This window comes from Caballeronia sp. GAWG1-1, from assembly GCF_023631465.1.
Classification (GTDB): domain Bacteria; phylum Pseudomonadota; class Gammaproteobacteria; order Burkholderiales; family Burkholderiaceae; genus Caballeronia.
Map to the genome: position 1 here is coordinate 1 of NZ_JALQDB010000043.1, position 18,916 is coordinate 18,916.

Here is an 18,916-nt window from a genome sequence, read left to right on the forward strand (position 1 = left end):
ACGCAGCAAATGATCGCGGACATGCTCGGCGTGCGTCGCGAAGGCGTGACGGAAGCCGCAGGCAAGCTGCACGACGCGGGCCTGATCCATCACAGCCGAGGCTGTATCAAGGTGCTCGACCGCGCCGGTCTGGAAGAGCGTGCGTGCGAATGCTACGGCATCGTCAAGCGTGAGTTCGAACGCATGTTGCCGCGCACGCGTCAAGCCGAGGCACTTGTCTAAAGGCCAAAGCGCTCAGATTGGAAAGTGCTCGATGGTGTCGCGTACCTGCTTCAGTACGTGTTCGAGCGTTTCCATGGACACTGAACTCAAGCCTATACGTAAGGCTCGCGGTGCATGCCGCGTCGTCGCATAAGACTCTGCTTTCGATACGGCGATGCCCTGCGAAGCCAGCGCCGTCGCTACGCGATCCGCGCGCAAGTCTTCTGGCAAGCGTAGCCAGAGGAACAGCGAGGACGGGTGCGCGAGCATCTCCATGTTCGCGAACACGTCTCGCGCGATCGCTTGTCTGCGGCGCGCTTCGCGGCGCAGCATGACTTCGTGCCGCGCGACGGTGCCGTCGGCCATCCAGCGCGTGGCTATCGCAGTGACTATGCTCGGCATGCTCCAGTAACTTGCGCGGATCGTGGCCTTGATGCGGCTCGTGCAGTCTTCTGGCGCGACAATAAAGCCAAAGCGCAGGCCGCTTGCGAGACTCTTGGCCAGGCTCGATACATACACCGTTCGCTCAGGCGCCAGCGCCACGAGCGGCGGCGGTGCGTCGTTCACGAGATACGCGTAGGCGGCGTCTTCGATCAACATACAGTCGTGACGCCGTGCGCTCTCGACCAGACGATGACGCTTTTTAGCCGACAGCACCCAGCCGAGCGGATTGTGCACGGTCGGCATGGTGTAGATCGCGCGTATGCGGTGACGGCGGCATAGCTTGTCGAGCGCGTCGAGATCGGGACCGTCATCCAGGGCGGGGATCGCGTGCACATCGCGGCCTTGCGTATGCGCGAGCATCTTGAATCCCGGATAAGTCAGCGCGTCAGCCGCAACGGAATCGTGCGGCTCGAGCAGTGCGCGCGTCGTGATGTCGAGACCTTGCTGCGCGCCAAGCACTAAGAAGATTTGCTCGGCTTCCACGCGAATTCCACGCGCCTTGGCCAGAAACTTGGCGACAATGGCGCGCTCATGAAGCCGGCCACCAGGCGGTTGCTGACGCATGAGCGCGGCAAGGTCGCCTGAAGATGCGAGTTCGCGCAACATCGAGCGCAATAGGTCGGCCTGACCCGGCCACGTTGGATGATTGAACGACAGATCGGCGGCGCTGCCAGAAAGCCGCGCTTCATCGCCGATATCCCACTCGCGTTTTTGCGGCCGGTCGCGCACGAAGGTGCCACGACCGGTTTCGCCGACAACTAGACCCAACGACTTCAGTTCCGCATAGACCTTGGTCGCCGACGCGATGGCAATGCCGTAACGCGTGGCAAGCTGCCGATGCGTGGGCAACAACGCTCCCGGGTGCAGTTTGCCATTGCGTATATCGGCTTCGAGCGTGGCTGCAACTTTCCTGACCTGTGTCGTTGCGCTCATGTGTATGTAGGACAATTATTTGATTGTCCTAGTTTAAGCGATTATTGTCGGCAAAACACCGAGTTGGAGCCGACATGACCGATAGCGCACACCGCCACGTTCCCGTCCTCGAGTTCCTGAAGCGTCAACTAGACGGCAGCCTCACTGCCGATACCGTCACGCACATGCGTTATCCCACCGCGATATCGGCGCTGCTCAAGTTTCGCATCGTCGAAATAGGCGAAGCGCTGGCCGTTATCGAGCTCGATGCCGATTGCGCCATTCACGGCAATCAACAAGGCACCGTGCACGGCGGTCTTTTGTGCGAACTCGCCGATGCGGCTATCGGCACGGCGCATTCCACTGTGATGGACATCGAGGAGAGCTTCACGAGCATCGACCTGAGGGCGACCTTTCTGCGCCCCGTGTGGAAATCGAGGCTTTCGGCGCGCGCATGGGCCGAGCATCGCGGCAGGACCATCAGTCATTACCGATGCGACATTCAGCGCGAAGACGGCAAATTCGTGGCGAGCGTCGCGAGCACGGTAATGACATTGCGCGGCGCATTAGCAAAAAACCGCTAAGTACCAAGCGGGAAAACACCTACGGATCACGAAGGGAAATGCCTTTGACGTTCTTTCGAATCGAAACTAGACTCTTACGGAACAAAAGACATTTCGACTCGACGATTCGATGCTCACCAACAAGAGTTCGCTTAAGCGGCGGCTACAGATCGTCGAGCTTGTGCGCAAGCGCGGCGAAGTGTCTGTCGAGGAACTCAGTCAGGCGTTCGACGTTTCGAGCGTCACCATTCGAAGTGATCTGACGTATCTCGAGCAGCAGCGTTATTTGCTGCGCTCGTTTGGCAAGGCGCGCTATCTCGTGCAGAAAACGGGCGACGATATTCTCGTGCCGGCGTCGGATGGCGCCACGCGCAAGGCGTCCGAGAGCATGATCGCGCGAATTGCCGCTGAAGCCGTGGGCGATCACGAAGCACTCTTGCTGGGAGCGGGAGAGATCATTCACAAGATCATTCCGTTTTTGTCGGACCGCGCCAACCTGTCGCTTCTCGTGCAGGACGTCGCGGTCGGCGGCATGGCGCAGCGCTTTCTGCATTGCGAGTTACTTCTGACCGGCGGCCAACTGGAGCATGGCGCAACTGCCATGACTGGACCCGACGCCGAGGCATCGGTGGCGCGTCATTCGCTCGATCTGTGCATTCTTCAGGCGTCGGGGCTCGATCGCGATGGCAATCTGCTGGCTGCCGACCCTGCACAGGCGCGCGTTGCGCAAGCGGCAAGACGTACGGCCAAGCGGACGGTCGTCGTCGCTTATCAGCCGCTGCTCGACGAGCGCAACGGCGAAGTCTTCGCAAGCGTGGCAGATATCGACACGTTGATAATGGATGACGGTATCGATTCGCCGACGCTCGACACCGTGTCGCGCAACGGTCTGCAATTGCAGCGAAGGGATAGCGGCATTCTGGAGTTTAGGCAGAATTAAGTTGAAAGCGCGGTACGCCCTGAACGTCAATCTGCCTTGTTGGCATCCTGACCAAAGAACGCCATGGACGAAGCTCAAGCTCAAGCGCAAGAGGCCGGCCGCACCGGCTACATCGTAACGATGGGCGAGATCCTCGTCGAAATCCTGGCGACTCAAATCGGGCAGTCGTTTCGCCGGCCAGGCACGTTGATGGGACCGTATGCGAGCGGCGCGCCTGCCATCTTCATCGATCAGGTGGCGAAGTCGGGCAGTCGTTGCGCGATCATCGGCTGCGTCGGCGACGACGACTTCGGCGTGCTCAACGTCGAACGGTTGCGTGACGACGGCGTCGATGTGTCGGGCATCTCCGTGATCAAATCCGCGACGACAGGTAGTGCCTTCGTGACGTATCGCGAAGACGGCGACCGCGACTTCATCTACAACATTGCGAATAGCGCGTCGGGGCATTTGTCAGTCGGCGAGATCCGCGAGCACTTGCTGAAAGAGTGTGGTCACTTTCATGTGATGGGCTCATCGCTGTTCTCGTTTCGCATCATCGAGGCGATGAAGAAGGTGATCGAGACCGTGAAGGCAAACGGCGGTACGGTTAGCTTCGATCCAAACATTCGCAAGGAAATGCTGCGCATTCCGGAGATGCGCGAGGCGCTCGACTTCATTCTCGACTACACCGATGTGTTTCTTCCGAGCGGCCACGAAGTAATGCTGCTTGCGAATGCGCGAACGGAGCAAGGCGCAATCGACGAACTGCTTGCGCGCGGCGTGCGCGAGGTCGTCATCAAGCGCGGCAAGGACGGCTGTAGTCATTACGACGGCAATCACGCGAGCCACTTCGCGGCATTGTCGGTTACGGAGGTCGATCCTACCGGCGCGGGCGATTGCTTCGGCGGGACATACATTGCGTGCCGCGCGCAGGGCTTTTCCGTGGAGCGCGCGCTCGAGTATGCAAGCGCGGCGGGCGCGCGGGCCGTGACGTTCCGTGGTCCGATGGAAGGCACGGCGACACTTGCCGAACTCGATGCGTTCATCGCCGCGACATCGGAGGCAAAGCATGACTGACATCGTCACGCGCTTGACCGGCGACGAGCGCGCCGCCGGGCGCCTGAAAGGCATCTATTCGATTTGTTCGGCGCATCACTGGGTGATCGAAGCCGCAATGAAGCAGGCGCTCGATGACGACACGCCCTTGCTCCTGGAATCGACATCGAATCAGGTGGATCAGTATGGTGGTTACACCGGCATGAAGCCTGCGGATTTCGTTCGCTTCGTGCATGGCCTTGCCGATCGCATGGGCTTTGATCGCCATAGATTGCTTCTCGGTGGCGATCATTTAGGCCCTAACGCATGGCGTAATCTGCCTGCCGAAGATGCCATGCAACGCGCCGATGCCTTGATCGATGCTTACGCCGCCGCAGGTTTCAGAAAGCTCCATCTCGATGCAAGCATGCCCTGCGCCGATGACCCCGCGCGTCTATCCGACGAGGTCGTGGCCGAACGTGCCGCGCGTATGTGCGCCGTTGCCGAAGCGGCTGCCGCGCGCGTGGGGCTCGCCGAAGGTCCGGTGTATATCATCGGCACTGAAGTGCCCGTTCCGGGCGGTGCATCGGAAGAACTCGCCACCGTGGAAGTTACGCACGCGAGCGCTGCGCTCGATACCGTCGCCGTGCATCGCAAGGCTTGGGATGCACGCGGACTCGGCGCGGCGTGGGAGCGTGTGGTGGGACTCGTCGTTCAACCCGGCGTGGAGTTCGATCATACGAGGGTCGTCGACTACGCTCCCGCGCTTGCAAGCGGACTTTCCAAGGTGCTCGAAAGGCTACCCGGTATCGTGTTCGAAGCGCATTCCACCGATTATCAAAAGCCCGAAGCGCTCTCGGCGCTGGTCGATGATGGCTTCGCCATTCTCAAGGTGGGACCGGGCGTAACCTTCGCTTTGCGTGAAGCGCTTTATGCATTGGCGGACATCGAGTGCGAACTCCTCGCGCCGAATGTCCGGTCGAATCTGCGTGAGATAGTCGAACGCGTGATGCGAGAGAAACCCAACAACTGGGAGAAGTACTATCACGGCAGCGACGAGGAGAAGCGGTTGCTGCGAACCTATAGCTATAGCGACCGCGTGCGCTACTACTGGTCCGACCATGATATCGATGAGGCGACGCGCAAGCTGGTGGCGAACCTCGCGAACATCGGCATACGGGAAAACCTGATCAGCCGCTATCTGCCGGAGCAATACTGGCAGGTGAGGCGGGGGTCGATCGATGCATCGCCCATGAGCCTTATTTACAGCAAGGTCCGCGACGTAATCCGTGTTTATGCGGAGACCTGCCGCATGCATACGCAGGCAAAGTGATCGAATGAAAACTAAGGAATCCAATATTTGAAAGCAGGTTCATAGGTGAACCGGATCGCGCTTCAAGCCCGGCAGGGAAAACCCGCTTTGACTGGGTTTCGACCCGAAACTAAACTCTTTCAGCACAAAAACAGCTTGTCCATGACACGCGACGGGCGCACAGAGGCACTGGAGGCGACACCATGAGCAAGCCAACGCTGGCAGCCAGCGAGCGGGCGAGACCCCGTCGCGGGTTCGCCGCTCAATTGCTGCACTCGCGCGAAACCGGTATCGTCGGCGCCCTGCTGATCATGGTCGTGCTTCTGTCGATCTTCGCGCCCGACTTCGCGAGCAAGGGCAACCTTCTCAACGACGCGCGCAACCTGTCCTTCATCGGCATCGTGGTGCTGGGGCAGGCAGCGGTGATGATCACCGGCGGCATCGATCTCTCGGTCGGCAGTGTATGGGGACTGGCCGCCGTCGCGTCAGCCGCGATGATGCAGGCCGGCATGCCTGTGTTTCTCGCTTGCGTGCTGACGCTGCTCATAGCCGCGTGCGTCGGCCTCTTCAACGGCTTCTGCGTCACCAAACTGCGCATGCTGCCCTTCGTGCCTACGCTTGCCACCATGAGCATTGCGCGGGCGTTGGCGCTCGTCATTACGCGCGGCAAGGCTATCGATGGCTTTCGTCCCGACGGCGATTCGTTTTTTGCCCTCGGCGGCGGCGACTTTCTCGATCTGCCCGTACCGTTTCTGATTTTCGTGGCGCTCGCCATCGTGTCCGCCATCGTTCTGAAGCGTACCGTCTATGGCCGCCAGTTATACGCGGTAGGCGGCAACGAACGCGCGGCCATGCTCACCGGTCTCAACGTCGACCGCCTGAAGATGAGCGTCTACGTGATGTCGTCGGTGCTCGCGGGTCTCGCGGGCATCATCGAAGTGAGCTATCTCTCGTCGGCAATCTCCAATCAAGGATTGGGCAAGGAGCTGAGCGTGATCGCGGCGGCTGTCATCGGCGGAACGGCGTTGTCCGGCGGCGAAGGTACCGTGATCGGCGTATTCGTCGGCACCGTCATTCTCGAAGTGCTGCGCAACGGTCTCGTTCTGCTCGGCACGGACGCTTACTGGCAAGGGGTGTTCGTCGGTTCGGTGATCGTTCTTGCCGTGTTTATCGATCAACTTAGAAAAGGCGTCTGGCGACGTCGATGAAAGCTGTATTACAACGACTCTGGAGAAGACCATGACACGCACCATGCTCAGTGCCGTAGCCGCTACGCTCCTGCTCGGGATAGGCATTGCCCAGTCGCAGGCGGCGGACAAGAAGGTGTTCGCCGTCGTACCGAAAGCGCTCGGCGTCGCGTTCTATGCCGACGCGGAAAAAGGCTGCAAGGAAGAAGCCGCGAAGATCGGCGCCGAATGTCTGTTCACCGGCCCGGCCCAGCTCGACGACGCAGAACAAGGCCGTATCGTGCGCGATCTGATCACCAAGAAGGTCGCGGGTATCGCCATCGCGCCGAACAATGCGGATTCGATCAGCGGCGTCATCAGCGCGGCATTGGCGAAGAACATCCCGGTCGTGACCTTCGACTCGGACGCACCGAAGTCCAAGCGCATCGCTTTCATCGGCACGAACAACGAAGCAGGCGGCGAAGCGGCGGGCGAAGCATTTGCTAAGGCGCTGCCCAAGGGCGGCACGTATGCGGTTCTGACAGGCGGCTTGTCGGCGGCGAATCTCAACGAGCGCATCAAGGGCTTCAAGTCGAAGCTCAATGGCGACTTCAAGGAAGTGTCGGGCTCGCCTTTCGCCTGCAACGACGATTCGAGCACGGGCGTGCAGCTCATTCAGGACATGCTCGCGAAGAACCCGAAACTCGACGGCATCTTCTTCGCTGGCGGCTGGCCCATGTTCGCGCCCGAGGCCTATATTCGCGCGGTTCGCAACAAGGCTGCCGATATCAAGGCGGGCAAGTTCGTGATCGTTTCGTTCGATACCTTGCCATCGCAGATCAAGCTGCTGAAGGAAGGTTATGCGACGACGCTGATCGGTCAGCGGCCGCTCACGATGGGCACTGAATCCGTCAAGCAACTCGATGCGCTGACCAAGGGTGGCAAGGTGCCGCCGGTCACGGATACGGGCGTGGATATCGTCAACTCGTCGAACGTCGATAAATTCGTCGGCGGTAAATGAACCGCGCGCGGGGCTGGCCACGCGCTGCGCCCCGCGTCATTCGTGAGAAAGAGTGCTGCCATGACCGTGCTGTTGAGCGTTGAGCAGATAACGAAGACCTATCCCGGCGTGAAAGCGCTGCAGGAAGTGTCCTTCAATGTCGAGGCCGGCACCGTGCATGCGGTCATGGGCGAGAACGGCGCGGGCAAGTCGACCTTGATGCAGGTGATCGCAGGGGCACATGCGCCGACCTCGGGACGCATGATGTTCGACGGTCAGGAGGTCGAGTTTTCGAGTACGCGCGATGCCGCCGCCAAGGGCATCTCCATCGTCTTTCAGGAGTTGATGCTCGCGCCGAACATGACGATTGCCGAGAACATCTTTCTCGGCGCGGAGCCGCGCATGGCGCGCGTGCTGGTCGATCGCGGCGTGCTGTTGACGAGAGCGAAGGCCGCGATGAAACGGCTTGGCATCGCACTCGATCCCGATACGCGTCTCGGCGATCTCACCATCGCGCAGCAGCAGTTGATCGAGATATGCAAGGCGTTGATTCACGAGCCGCGTCTTTTGATTCTCGATGAACCGACTTCGAGTCTTTCCGAAGCCGACTCCCTGACGCTCTTCAAAGTGGTTCACGAACTGCGCGCGAGCGGCGTGACCATTCTCTATATCTCGCATCGCATGCGCGAAGTGTTCGACAACTGCGATGCGGTGACCGTTCTTCGCGACGGCAAGCACGTGCGTACCGCGCGTCTTGTCGATACCTCGCCCGATGAAGTCGTGCGCCTGATGGTGGGCCGCGATCTCGCCGAAGTACGGCGCATCAAGCCCGATAACGCGCATCAGCCAATCGTGCTGCAAGTGGATGGTCTGGGCGACGACGAGCGTTATCGCGACGTATCGTTTTCGTTGCGACGCGGCGAGATCGTGGGACTTGCCGGACTGATCGGCGCGGGACGTTCCGAAGTGGCGATGGGTATCTTCGGTGCGCCGCCGCCGAAGCATGGCAACGTCACCATCGAGGGCAAGCCGGTCAGGATCGCGAAGCCTCGCGATGCAATGAAGCTCGGGATCGGGCTCGTGCCCGAGGACCGCAAGTATCAGGGGCTCGTGCTCGGCATGTCGGTGGGCAGCAACCTGTCGCTCGCTGCGCTGGGGCTTGGGCGTCTTTCGAAGGGCACGGTCATTCGCCCGTTGCAGGAAGCGCGCATGATCGACAGTTACGTCGGGCGCTTCAACATCAAGACGCCGACCGTCGAACAACTCGTGGGTCTCTTGAGCGGCGGCAATCAGCAGAAGGTGGTGCTGGCGAAATGGCTCGCGTCGAAACCGCGTGTCCTGATCGTCGATGAACCCACGCGCGGCGTGGACGTCGGCACTAAAGCCGAGATTTACGCGCTCATGCGCGAACTTGCCCGAGAAGGTCTCGCCATTCTCGTTATCTCCAGCGACCTCCCGGAGATACTGACCATCTCCGACCGCATCCTTGTCATGCGGGGCGGTCAGCTTGCGGGTGAAGTCGGCTTCGACGACGCCTCCGAGGAACGCATCATGTCGCTGGCCGCGCTCGAACATGCTGACCCCGCGCATCCCGAGGTCAAGCCAAAAGGCTTCGTGGCCTAGCAAGTCAGGCAAACATCAAAGGAGTCGTGCCTTGAATAAAGTCGGCATGTTCTACACGTATTGGTCGACCGAATGGCTGGTCGATTTTCCGGCCGTGGCGAAGCGCATATCCGGCTTGGGCTTCGACATGATGGAAATTTCGCTCGGCGAATTCAACAATCTTCCCGATGCGAAGAAGCGCGAACTGAAGACCGTCGCCGACGATCTCGGCCTCACCGTGATGTGCTGTATCGGTCTCAAGCCCGAGTACGATTTCGCCTCTCCCGACCAAAGCGTGAGAGATGCAGGCACGGAGTACGTCAAGCGCTTGCTCGACGATTGCCATATGCTCGGTGCGGCCGTTTTCGCGGGACTCACTTTCTGCGCGTGGCCGCAATCGCCGCCGCCCGGCATGACGGACAAGCGTCCCTACGTGGAGCGTGCCGTGGACAGCGTGCGTCGCGTCATCAAGGTAGCGGAAGGCTATGGGATCATCTACGCGCTGGAAGTGGTCAACCGCTTCGAGCAATGGCTTGCCAACGATGCACGCGAAGCGCTCGCGTTCTGCGATGCGGTCGACAACCCTTACTGCAAGGTGCAGCTCGACACGTTCCACATGAATATTGAAGAGCACTCTTTTCGCGATGCAATCCTCGCCTGCAAGGGAAAGCTCGGACACTTCCATCTGGGCGAAGCGAACCGCTTGCCGCCAGGCGAAGGGCGTCTGCCGTGGGACGAGATTTTTGGCGCGTTGAAAGAGATCGAATATGACGGGACAATCGTCATGGAGCCTTTCATGCGCAAGGGCGGAAACGTGAGCCGCGCAGTGGGAGTCTGGCGCGACATGTCGAACGGTGCGACAGACGAACAAATGGACGAGCGCGCACGCCGCTCCTTGCAATTCGTGAGAGGCCATTTGACGTGAACTGAGGCCGCATTGGAACCGACTACATGGCATCTTTGGAACGCGCTCGCCGCCTGCTTGCACTGGCGCAAACCGGATTGCACTACGCAACGAGCGTTTTCGATACCGAACGTTACGATGAGATCGCGCAGATCGCGCACGCTGAACTCGCCGCGCTCTCATCGACTGATTCGACCAAGATAGCCGAACTTTTCGCGTTCGAAACAGGCTATGCCAATCCAAAGCTCGATGTGCGTACCGCGGTATTCAATGAAACGGGGCAGATTCTGCTCGTGCGAGAAATGGCGGACGGCATGTGGTCGCTTCCAGGCGGCTGGGCCGACATAGGCGTTTCGCCCGCCGAGAACGCGGCGAAGGAAGTGCGGGAAGAAAGTGGCTATACGGTTAAGATTCAGCGCTTGCTCGCGGTTTGGGATGCAGACAGACATCCGCATCCACCATCGGTCTTTCACATCTGGAAGCTGATTTTTCTCGGCGAGATCGTGGAGGCGGGCGAGGTCATCGGTGCGGAAACGAGTGCCGTCGGATTCTTCAGCCTCGACGATCTTCCCGCGCTATCGCTTGGGCGCGTGCTGCCGCAGCAAATTTTCAGGCTGGATGAGCTGAGACGAAGCGGTCATATCGACTTCGACTGAAGCGACGAAAGAAGCGACACTGGAAGCGAGCGGTCAAAGCCCGAGACATATCGCGCCCGCCGCGACGATCATGCATGCGAGCCAGCGCTTCACGCTGACCGCTTCACGCAGAAACACTCTACCGATCAGCACCGCGAACACCACGCTCGTCTCGCGCAATGCCGATACCGCGCCCATCGCGCCCGACTGCATCGCCCAAATGACGATGCCATATGCGCCGATCGATACCAACCCGCCCGCAAGCGATGAGCCGATCGACATCGGGGCGGTGCGTATCGGCGTCCATAGTGCAGAGAGTCCGCGCGTCGCCATGAAGAGCAGCGGCATCAGCCAGTAGAACATGAACATCCACGCGGTATAGGCAAGCGCGTTGCCCTCCGACAAGCGCACGCCGATACCGTCGATCACGGTATAGACCGCGATGGTCACGCCAGTCAGAAATGCCGCCAACGCACCCGCGCGCGATACGTGGCTACCTTGCAGCGCCAGCGAGATGATGCCGCCCGAGATCATCACGATGCCGAACGCATGCAGCGGCCCGATGGCCTCGTGCGCGAAGAGCGCTGCGCCGAGCGTGACGAGCAGCGGCGACGAACCACGCGCAATCGGGTAAGCCTGCGCGAGATCGCCTCGCCGATACGACCGCACGAGGCTCACGTTATAGACGATATGCACGAGCCCCGATGCAACGATGCATGGCCACGCGGCGGAAGCGGGCATCGGCAAAAAAACGATCACGATGGTCGAGACCACCGCGATGGCAATGCTCATCCACGTCATGGAGAGGAAGCGGTCGCGATTGCCATGCAACATCGCGTTCCAACTGGCGTGAAGCACGGCGGCGATAAGGACGAGACCGCCGGTATAACTGAGCATGCGGAATCCAGGCTAAGGACGCGAAAGAGGGATGTAAGCAGGTTATCTATCTTGTGAGCGTGCGGCAAACCAGTTAAATTGGCCGCTCGCGTTAGATAAACTCTTTCGAATGAAACGAGTCCTGCCTCCGCTCAATGCACTGCGCGCGTTCGAAGCCGCAGGGCGTCTTGCCAGCTTCAAGGAAGCCGCAGCCGAATTGCATGTGACGCATGGCGCAATCAGTCAGCAAGTGCGCCTGCTCGAAGAGTGGCTCGGCGAACCGCTGTTCGAGCGGCATAACCGGCGCGTGGTGTTGACTCCCAAGGCAAAGGCCTACCTGGATGAAATCGGTCCGCTCTTCGAGCAGTTGTCGCAGGCCACTGCGCGATACGGTTACCCTGGAACGGTTTCGCGCACGCTGTCCGTGAATGCGCCCGCCACTTTCACGTTGCGTTGGCTGGTTCCAAGGCTCGCGAAGTTCCACGCCGAGCATCTCGATGTAGACGTCAAGGTGGAGACATCGAACGCATCGGTCGAGAGCCTTAAAGATATTCACGACATCGTGATTCGCGGCGGTCCCGACACGTTCTATGGCTACTCTATGCGGCCGTTCCTCGTCGAGGAAAGAGTGCCTGTGTGCAGCCCCGCGTTAATGCAACGCGTCGCGCTGCGCACGCCGGAAGATTTGCGGCAGCATACGTTGTTGCATACGTCGAGCCTCCCGCGTTTATGGCCGGACTGGCTCGCGCGTGCGGAGATTCCCGCGTTGCGGCCTGCCGCGATCCTGACCTTCGATCACTTTTATCTCACCTTGCAGGCGGCCATCGACGGACTCGGCATTGCGATGGGACCGACCGCGCTCGTTGCCGACGATCTGGCCGCTGGCCGTCTCGTCACGCCGTTTGCCGAGCCGCGCCTGCCGTCGCGGAGCTATTGCACCTACGTGCCGGATGCGAAGTCCGACGACGAACTCGTCGTCCTGTTCCGCTCATGGCTCGAAGGGGAGGGAATACGCTGATTCACGCGCGGTACACGATATCGACATCATCGGCCTGTCACAGACCTCCGTCACACTCGCGCCACACGAATTTTCGTCCGTCTCAAGTCGTCACGCTGACGAATCGCTTACGTATGGGAGTCACGCAATGAGCTTCGATCATCTGGACTCACAGCAGGTCCGGCGCTTTCAACGCAAGGTCACGCTGCTGTCCGCCGGAGGCACTTTCCTCGATGGCTTCGACTTGACGATCGTCGCCGTCGCGCTGCCTTCGGTGATCAAGCAGTGGCATCTCGGCGCGGGCGTGCAGAGTCTCGTGGTGTCGTCGGCGATCATCGGGGCCTTCATCGGCGCGGCCTGGCTCGGGCGGCTGACGGATCGCTTCGGCCGCAAGGCCATGTATGTCGTCGATCTGCTGGCGTTCGTGCTGTTCGCGCTCTTGACGGCCGTCTCACAGAGCGCGTGGCAACTCATCCTGTTTCGCTTCTTGCTGGGCGTGGGCATCGGCGCGGACTATCCTATCTCCGCCACGCTCGTCGCCGAATTCAGTTCGCGGCACAAGCGCGGACAGCACGGCACCTTTCTTGCGGCGATGTGGTTCGTCGGCGCGGTGGCCGCGTATGTCGTGGGGCTTGCGTGCCTGCCGCTCGGCGATAACGCATGGCGTTACATGCTGGGCGTGGGCGCCATCTTCGCGTTGATCGTGTTCTTCTTTCGCATGACGCTGCCGGAATCGCCGCGCTGGCTGCAATCCAAAGGCCGTCACGAGGAAGCCGAAGCCGTCATGCTCGCGGTAACGGGCGAGCGTGTCGTGCTTGCGCGCGAGGTCGAGTCGAAGGGCAGTCTCGCATCGCTCTTTTCCAGGCCCATGCTGCGCCGTACGATCTTCGTGCTTGGCTTCTGGTTTTGTTATGCAACTGCCTATTACGGCATCTCGATGTACGCGCCGACCATCATCTCGCCGTTCTCGCATGGCTCGCGCGTGCTGACCATCATCGGGTCGGGTCTCATCGCCATTCTCGGGATGATCGGCGCGATCATCGGCATGAATCTGGTGGATCGCTGGGGACGCAGGCCGCTGCTGATCACGTCGTTTGCCGGGCTTTCCGCCGCGCTTCTCGTGCTCGCGCTCAACTCGAAGCCGACCTTCGGCTTTCTAGTCGTGCTGTTCAGTTGCGCGGTTCTGTTCGCCAATTCGGGCGGCGGCATTCTCAACTTCGTCTATCCGACCGAGCTCTTTCCGACGAACGTGCGCGCGGGCGCATCGGGTCTCGCGACTTCCGTAAGCCGCATCGGCTCGATTCTCGGCGTACTCGTGTTCCCCAATTTCGTCGCGTGGTGGGGCGCGAGTGCGGCGCTGTGGTTCTTCTTCGGCATCGCGCTCGCGGGCTTGCTGATCTCCGTGTGGCTCGCGCCTGAAACGCGCAATCTGAGCCTCGAACAACTGAACGCGCTCGAAGAAGGGAACAAAGGCAAGCGTGCGGCGAGTGCGTCGAACGCAGCCGATGATCTCGGCATGGCGCGACGCTAAAAGCACCGCTTAGTCGATGAGCGCGTCGTTCTCGTCATAGAACGGATAAGCACCGCCGTAATCGCCGATGAATGCCGTATGCGTGACGAGCCCTTCGCCCGCGACATAGCGATGCAACTGGAATGCAGGCGGTTCCATCACGAAGCGGGACGGGCCGCGTTTGCGCAAGTCGAGCGCGACTTGATGCGCGGTCGACGGACACACGCTCGCGATCGTGCCGGCAAAGCGCATTTGAATGGCGCGATGCACGTGCCCGCACAGTAGACGCTCGATCTGCGGATGACGCGCGACGATAGCCGCGAGCTTCGCTGCATCGGCGGCATCGAGCTTTTGCTCGTCCATATGCTCGATACCGCAGTCGAACGGCGGATGATGCATGGCAAGCAAGGTCGGCTGCGCAGCGCTTCTTGCCAGCGTCTCTGCAATCCAGTCGAGCCGTTCATCGCACAGCCGGCCGCCTCCGTGTGGCGGGTCTTGCGAGTCCGCGACGACAATGCGTACGCCGCCTAGCTCGAACGCATACTGAACAAAACGCGCTTGGTCTCGCAGATACGCGTGATCGCCGAATACTTCGCGCAGCGCTTCTCGTCCATCGTGATTACCGATGCAAAGGTAATACGGAATGGCAAGCGGATTCAGCAGCGTGCGTAGATAGGCGTATTCCTCGGTATCGCCGAAGTCCACGAGATCGCCCGTGATCAGCACGGCGTCGGGTCGCGGATCGAGTGCGTTGAGATGCTCGATGCATCGGCTGAGATAGGCGGCGGTATCGACACGTCCATAGGCGAGCTTGCCGGGCCGCTTGATATGGAGATCGCTGATTTGCGCTAATAGCATGAGGGTCGACAGGCCGTGCGGGGTCCATGCGAAGAATGGGCGAATCAGAAGGATAGCGCGGACAGGTGGGTAGTGCGCGGGAAGACGCGAATGCGAACGCGCGCGATGCGCGTCCGCATGTTCCTCAATCAATGATGGTCGTGATCGTGATCGTGATCGCGGTCGTCGTCGGCCCTGTAGAGCAGCGAGAGATCGACAGCATTGGCCATGGCCGCATAGCCCGCATCGTTGGGATGCAGATGATCGCCGCTGTCATACACTGCGCGAATGTCGATCGGATGCGCCGGATCGCGCAGCACCGCATCGAAATCCACGACTGCATCGAACGCGCGGCTCGTACGTATCCAGGCATTGACGGTCTGACGGATCGCTTCCTTTTGCTGCGTCCAGTAGCCTTGGTTCGGCGTGCCTTGCAGCGCGTTGTGGAACGGTGTCAGTGTGCCGCCCACGATCTTGATGCCGCGCAGATGAGTCCGCGCGATGATCTGCTTGTATCCGTCGATGATGTCCTGCGCCGGAACGAGTCCCGCCGTCGGGTCGAGCACGGTCTGAGGCCAGCCGATATCGTTGATGCCTTCGAGGAAGATCACCAGCTTGACGTTCGACTGGCTGAGGACATCGCGGTCATAGCGCGCGAGCGCACTGATGCCCGAGCCATCCTTGATCACGCGATTGCCGCTGATCCCCTGATTCAGCACGGCATAGCTGCGCCGCGCCGAGCCGCCATTCAGCCGTTGCGAGAGATCGTCGGGCCAGCGGCGGTTCGCATCGACGGTGGAGGCGTAGCCATCCGTGATCGAATCGCCGAAGGTCACGACGGCGGGTGTGTCGCGGTCGGTATCGATCAGCACGCCGGACAGGAAAAAGCGGTTCGTGTATTTTTGCGGAGAAGGTTGATCGGCCGTGGCGGTGTTGTCGCCACTCGATACATACGCGTTCTGCACGGCCAGTTGATGTACGGTCTGTGCTTGCGTGGCGTCGGGCAGGAAGCAGCTCACGGCAATGTCCGCGAACGGCGGCAGCTTGATATCTACTGGATCGCTGAGAATCGGCGCACCTGCATAAAGCGTGACCGTGGTCTTTCCGCCGAAGGTAAGCGTGCGGTCGGAGTTCGGCGCGATCTTCGCGCCGCCGACGGATAACGCAATATGTACCGGTCCCACCGTTACTGGCGTCGTGCCGAACTCGTTGGTGAGACGCACGCGAACGCGGTCGCCGCCAACGCTCAAGTGCACGACCTGGCGAATCGTCGTCGACGCATTGAAGCTCTGCGGCGTGGTCAGGTTGTTATTGCGATCGGCACTTGCTGTCCATGTGGAGATCCATCCATCGTCGCGGCCGTCTCCTCGCGATGCCGAGACGTTCGGCGCGGCGAGAACGAAATACGCTGCGCATAGCAGCGACATCGCGCGGCCAGCCGCGCGGAAGAACAGACGTTCGCTCATGGATGTCTCCGTTATTTATTTGACCATCCTGTAAGGATAGCCAAGTAAATATGGACGACGAATTGGACGATGTCACTATCGTATACCCCGCTGCTTGCGGGCGTGTCATGTGCTTTCGCGGTCGATGATCGTAAATCCCGTGTCGATCTTCACGCGCGAGGAAACGGCGCCCGTGCGGCCCTGCAAAAAACGCGCGAGCAAGGTATCGGCCGCTTTCATGCCGATGGTCGCGCCATCCACACGTACCGTCGAGAGTGCAGGGTACACGTGCGCGGCGGTGCTCAAGTCGCCGAAGCCCATCACGGCGATATCGTCCGGTACGTTCAACTTGCGGCTGGCGGCTTCCGCGAGCACGCCCTGCGCGAGCGTGTCCGAACTGCATACGACGATGCGCGGCGGCCGTGCCTGCAACAGCTTTGCCGTGCCTTCTCGTCCTGCCTGCAACGTTGCCGGCGCGGGCATTATCTCGAACGCGGTGTTCTCGATTCCCTGTGCCGCGAGTTGCGCGATCAAACTCTTGCAGCGCCGCAAACCGCGTGGATCGTCCACGGACAACACGCCGAAGTCACGATAGCCCTTCGCGATGAGATGTTGCGCGACCTCTTTACCCACCTGTTCGTGCGAGAAACCGATGACCGTATCGATAGGTTTGCTCGTGAGATCCCATATCTCGACAACGGGTATGTTGGCCTTCACCAGCCGCGCGACGGTGGCCTTGCTGTGACTGGTGCCAGCGAGCACGATGCCATCCGGGCGGCGTCCGAGAATGGCTTCGACGAGCGCTTCCTCGCGCGAGATTGAATAAGCGGTCACGCCCAGCAACGTTTGATATCCCGATGCCGTCAGACGGTCCACCAGCGCTTGCACGGTGTCGGCGAAGATGGAGTTGGCAATGGTCGGCAACAGAATGGCCACGAGACGGCTTTTGCTGCTCGCCAATCCGCCAGCGAGCAGGTTGGGCACGTAACCCGTCGCGCGAACAGCGTCGAGCACCTTCTTCTGCGTGTCGCTGCGCACGAGTTCCGGCCGGTTCAGTGCGCGCGACACGGTCATCGGCGCGACGCCCGCCACACGCGCGACATCGATAAGCGTCACGCTTTCCGCCGTCGCCTGAATGCCTTCGTCTTTCTTCGCCATATTTCCCCGACTTCGTTTTTTTCAAAGCGCCACGCATTGGATTAGACCATGAAGGCCCACCGATCAAAGACGTTCGCACTCGTGCATTAAGCGTAAACCATGATGATTGCGCAATCAATTAAACTTGAATGATTGCGCAATCATTGTATTATCGACTCATCGCTAAAGGCTTCGAACTCGTCATTCAAGGAATCGGCACATGAACGCAACGTCTTCGCTTCTCGCAGAAACATCGAACGATTCAATCAGGTGGATTCGCGTCGCGTCCACGTTCTTGCCGCTCGCCAATCCCATCAGCGACGCCAAGGTGCTGACCGGCCGGCAGAAGCCGATGACCGAGATCGCTATTCTTTTCGTGGAGATCGAAACGGCCGATGGTCAACGCGGACTCGGCTTCAGCTATTCAAAACGCGCGGGCGGTCCGGGCCAGTTCGCGCATGCGAAGGAGATCGCGCCCGTGCTGATCGGCGAGGACCCGAGCGACATCGCGCGGCTGTGGGACAAGCTCGCGTGGGCGGGGGCCTCGGTGGGGCGCAGCGGCATGGCGGCGCAAGCCATCGGCGCGTTCGATGTCGCGCTGTGGGACTTGAAGGCAAAGCGCGCGAACCTCTCGCTTGCCAAGCTGCTGGGCGCGCAACGCGAGTCGGTACGCTGCTACAACACGTCCGGCGGTTTCCTGCATACGCCGCTCGATCAGTTGATGACCAACACCGACATATCGCGCGAAAAAGGCATAGGTGGCATCAAGCTCAAGGTGGGCCAGCCGGACTCGGCGCTCGACATTCATCGCGTGCAAACCGTGCGCAAGCATCTGGGCGATGCCTTCCCGCTCATGGTCGACGCCAACCAGCAATGGGACCGTCCGACCGCACAACGCATGTGCCGAACGTTCGAACAGTTCAATCTCGTCTGGATCGAGGAGCCGCTCGATTGCTACGACGCCGAAGGCCATGCAGCGCTCGCCACGCAATTCGATACACCGATCGCCACAGGCGAGATGCTGACGAGCGTGTCGGAACACTGGGAGTTCATCCGGTTGCGCGGGGCGGATTATCTGATGCCGGATGCACCGCGCGTCGGCGGCATCACGCCGTTTCTTAAAGTCGCGACGCTCGCGGATCACGCGGGTCTCATGCTCGCGCCGCATTTCGCCATGGAACTGCATGTGCATCTCGCGGCAAGCTATGCACGCGAGCCGTGGGTCGAACATTTCGAATGGCTCGAACCGCTCTTCAACGAACGGCTCGAAACGCGCGATGGCCGCATGCTCGTGCCGACGCGTCCCGGTCTCGGTCTCACGCTCAGCGACCGCGTTGCGGGCTGGACCGCGCAGGAAGTGGAGATCGGCGCACGCGCCTGACGTTTCCATCGGCCAGAAAGAACGCTTTTCGACAGGAGTA

General features: G+C 60.6%; 18 protein-coding genes. 13 read left to right on the forward strand and 5 right to left on the reverse strand.

What is annotated here, in order from left to right; all coding sequences use genetic code 11:
* A partial coding sequence (locus NCT03_RS29530; protein ID WP_250494939.1) for a Crp/Fnr family transcriptional regulator occupies nt 1-222 on the forward strand: 222 nt, incomplete at its 5' end.
* A gap of 12 nt (nt 223-234) precedes the next feature.
* Here the strand turns inward: NCT03_RS29530 and NCT03_RS29535 are convergent.
* Entirely contained in the window at nt 235-1,578 is a 1,344-nt protein-coding gene (locus tag NCT03_RS29535) for an aminotransferase-like domain-containing protein (protein ID WP_250494940.1), read from the reverse strand.
* 74 nt (nt 1,579-1,652) lie between these two features.
* Between NCT03_RS29535 and NCT03_RS29540 the strand changes: the two genes are divergently transcribed.
* From NCT03_RS29540 to NCT03_RS29580, 9 genes are all read left to right on the forward strand, one after another.
* A complete protein-coding gene (locus NCT03_RS29540; protein ID WP_250494941.1) occupies nt 1,653-2,141 on the forward strand; it encodes a PaaI family thioesterase in 489 nt (162 codons plus the stop codon).
* A gap of 109 nt (nt 2,142-2,250) precedes the next feature.
* The gene (locus NCT03_RS29545; RefSeq protein WP_250494942.1) at nt 2,251-3,060 is read left to right on the forward strand and encodes a DeoR/GlpR family DNA-binding transcription regulator; all 810 of its coding nucleotides are present in this window, start codon (nt 2,251-2,253) and stop codon (nt 3,058-3,060) included.
* 63 nt (nt 3,061-3,123) lie between these two features.
* Entirely contained in the window at nt 3,124-4,116 is a 993-nt protein-coding gene (locus NCT03_RS29550; RefSeq protein WP_244831760.1) for a tagatose kinase, read from the forward strand.
* Nucleotides 4,109-5,407 carry a D-tagatose-bisphosphate aldolase, class II, non-catalytic subunit gene (locus tag NCT03_RS29555; protein WP_250494943.1) on the forward strand — a complete coding sequence of 433 codons (1,299 nt, stop codon included), beginning with the start codon at nt 4,109-4,111 and terminating at the stop codon, nt 5,405-5,407. The genes NCT03_RS29550 and NCT03_RS29555 overlap by 8 nt, the downstream gene beginning before the upstream one ends.
* Before the next feature lie 182 nt (nt 5,408-5,589).
* A complete protein-coding gene (locus NCT03_RS29560; protein ID WP_250494944.1) occupies nt 5,590-6,594 on the forward strand; it encodes an ABC transporter permease in 1,005 nt (334 codons plus the stop codon).
* 31 nt (nt 6,595-6,625) lie between these two features.
* On the forward strand, nt 6,626-7,573 hold the full coding sequence (locus NCT03_RS29565) for a sugar-binding protein (protein WP_244831757.1): 948 nt from the start codon (nt 6,626-6,628) through the stop codon (nt 7,571-7,573).
* A 60-nt stretch (nt 7,574-7,633) separates the two neighbouring features.
* On the forward strand, nt 7,634-9,175 hold the full coding sequence (locus tag NCT03_RS29570) for a sugar ABC transporter ATP-binding protein (protein ID WP_250494945.1): 1,542 nt from the start codon (nt 7,634-7,636) through the stop codon (nt 9,173-9,175).
* A gap of 31 nt (nt 9,176-9,206) precedes the next feature.
* Nucleotides 9,207-10,079 carry a D-psicose 3-epimerase gene (locus NCT03_RS29575; protein WP_250494946.1) on the forward strand — a complete coding sequence of 291 codons (873 nt, stop codon included), beginning with the start codon at nt 9,207-9,209 and terminating at the stop codon, nt 10,077-10,079.
* A gap of 26 nt (nt 10,080-10,105) precedes the next feature.
* Nucleotides 10,106-10,714 carry an NUDIX hydrolase gene (locus tag NCT03_RS29580; protein WP_250494947.1) on the forward strand — a complete coding sequence of 203 codons (609 nt, stop codon included), beginning with the start codon at nt 10,106-10,108 and terminating at the stop codon, nt 10,712-10,714.
* Between the two features lie 33 nt (nt 10,715-10,747).
* Here NCT03_RS29580 and NCT03_RS29585 read toward each other — a convergent pair whose 3' ends face one another.
* Entirely contained in the window at nt 10,748-11,590 is an 843-nt protein-coding gene (locus NCT03_RS29585) for an EamA family transporter (RefSeq protein WP_250469680.1), read from the reverse strand.
* A gap of 109 nt (nt 11,591-11,699) precedes the next feature.
* On the opposite strand from NCT03_RS29585, the gene gcvA reads away from it, so the two are divergent.
* Both gcvA and NCT03_RS29595 read left to right on the forward strand, forming a co-directional pair.
* Nucleotides 11,700-12,587, forward strand: coding sequence for a transcriptional regulator GcvA (gene gcvA / locus NCT03_RS29590; protein ID WP_250469679.1), 888 nt, complete (start codon nt 11,700-11,702; stop codon nt 12,585-12,587).
* A gap of 127 nt (nt 12,588-12,714) precedes the next feature.
* Nucleotides 12,715-14,097, forward strand: a complete 1,383-nt coding sequence (locus NCT03_RS29595; protein ID WP_250494948.1) for an MFS transporter — start codon at nt 12,715-12,717, stop codon at nt 14,095-14,097.
* Nucleotides 14,098-14,106: 9 nt separating this feature from the next.
* Here NCT03_RS29595 and NCT03_RS29600 read toward each other — a convergent pair whose 3' ends face one another.
* The 3 genes from NCT03_RS29600 to NCT03_RS29610 all read right to left on the reverse strand — a co-directional run bounded on the left by NCT03_RS29600 (nt 14,107) and on the right by NCT03_RS29610 (nt 17,516).
* Nucleotides 14,107-14,934, reverse strand: a complete 828-nt coding sequence (locus NCT03_RS29600; RefSeq protein WP_244831750.1) for a phosphodiesterase — start codon at nt 14,932-14,934, stop codon at nt 14,107-14,109.
* A 128-nt stretch (nt 14,935-15,062) separates the two neighbouring features.
* Nucleotides 15,063-16,379 carry an SGNH/GDSL hydrolase family protein gene (locus tag NCT03_RS29605; RefSeq protein WP_250494949.1) on the reverse strand — a complete coding sequence of 439 codons (1,317 nt, stop codon included), beginning with the start codon at nt 16,377-16,379 and terminating at the stop codon, nt 15,063-15,065.
* A gap of 105 nt (nt 16,380-16,484) precedes the next feature.
* Nucleotides 16,485-17,516 carry a LacI family DNA-binding transcriptional regulator gene (locus tag NCT03_RS29610; RefSeq protein ID WP_250494950.1) on the reverse strand — a complete coding sequence of 344 codons (1,032 nt, stop codon included), beginning with the start codon at nt 17,514-17,516 and terminating at the stop codon, nt 16,485-16,487.
* A gap of 199 nt (nt 17,517-17,715) precedes the next feature.
* Here NCT03_RS29610 and NCT03_RS29615 point away from each other — a divergent pair, with 199 nt between their 5' ends.
* Nucleotides 17,716-18,876, forward strand: a complete 1,161-nt coding sequence (locus tag NCT03_RS29615) for an L-talarate/galactarate dehydratase (protein WP_250469676.1) — start codon at nt 17,716-17,718, stop codon at nt 18,874-18,876.
* Nucleotides 18,877-18,916 lie beyond the last annotated feature (40 nt).

Coding starts and splice junctions, on each gene's coding strand:
- NCT03_RS29580 (WP_250494947.1), top strand. CDS start 10,106: ATGGCATCTTTGGAACGCGCTCGCCGCCTGCTTGCACTGGCGCAAACC.
- NCT03_RS29585 (WP_250469680.1), bottom strand. CDS start 11,590: ATGCTCAGTTATACCGGCGGTCTCGTCCTTATCGCCGCCGTGCTTCAC.
- NCT03_RS29560 (WP_250494944.1), top strand. CDS start 5,590: ATGAGCAAGCCAACGCTGGCAGCCAGCGAGCGGGCGAGACCCCGTCGC.
- NCT03_RS29570 (WP_250494945.1), top strand. CDS start 7,634: ATGACCGTGCTGTTGAGCGTTGAGCAGATAACGAAGACCTATCCCGGC.
- NCT03_RS29605 (WP_250494949.1), bottom strand. CDS start 16,379: ATGAGCGAACGTCTGTTCTTCCGCGCGGCTGGCCGCGCGATGTCGCTG.
- gcvA (WP_250469679.1), top strand. CDS start 11,700: ATGAAACGAGTCCTGCCTCCGCTCAATGCACTGCGCGCGTTCGAAGCC.
- NCT03_RS29565 (WP_244831757.1), top strand. CDS start 6,626: ATGACACGCACCATGCTCAGTGCCGTAGCCGCTACGCTCCTGCTCGGG.
- NCT03_RS29600 (WP_244831750.1), bottom strand. CDS start 14,934: ATGCTATTAGCGCAAATCAGCGATCTCCATATCAAGCGGCCCGGCAAG.
- NCT03_RS29610 (WP_250494950.1), bottom strand. CDS start 17,516: ATGGCGAAGAAAGACGAAGGCATTCAGGCGACGGCGGAAAGCGTGACG.
- NCT03_RS29555 (WP_250494943.1), top strand. CDS start 4,109: ATGACTGACATCGTCACGCGCTTGACCGGCGACGAGCGCGCCGCCGGG.
- NCT03_RS29615 (WP_250469676.1), top strand. CDS start 17,716: ATGAACGCAACGTCTTCGCTTCTCGCAGAAACATCGAACGATTCAATC.
- NCT03_RS29595 (WP_250494948.1), top strand. CDS start 12,715: ATGAGCTTCGATCATCTGGACTCACAGCAGGTCCGGCGCTTTCAACGC.
- NCT03_RS29545 (WP_250494942.1), top strand. CDS start 2,251: ATGCTCACCAACAAGAGTTCGCTTAAGCGGCGGCTACAGATCGTCGAG.
- NCT03_RS29535 (WP_250494940.1), bottom strand. CDS start 1,578: ATGAGCGCAACGACACAGGTCAGGAAAGTTGCAGCCACGCTCGAAGCC.
- NCT03_RS29550 (WP_244831760.1), top strand. CDS start 3,124: ATGGACGAAGCTCAAGCTCAAGCGCAAGAGGCCGGCCGCACCGGCTAC.
- NCT03_RS29540 (WP_250494941.1), top strand. CDS start 1,653: ATGACCGATAGCGCACACCGCCACGTTCCCGTCCTCGAGTTCCTGAAG.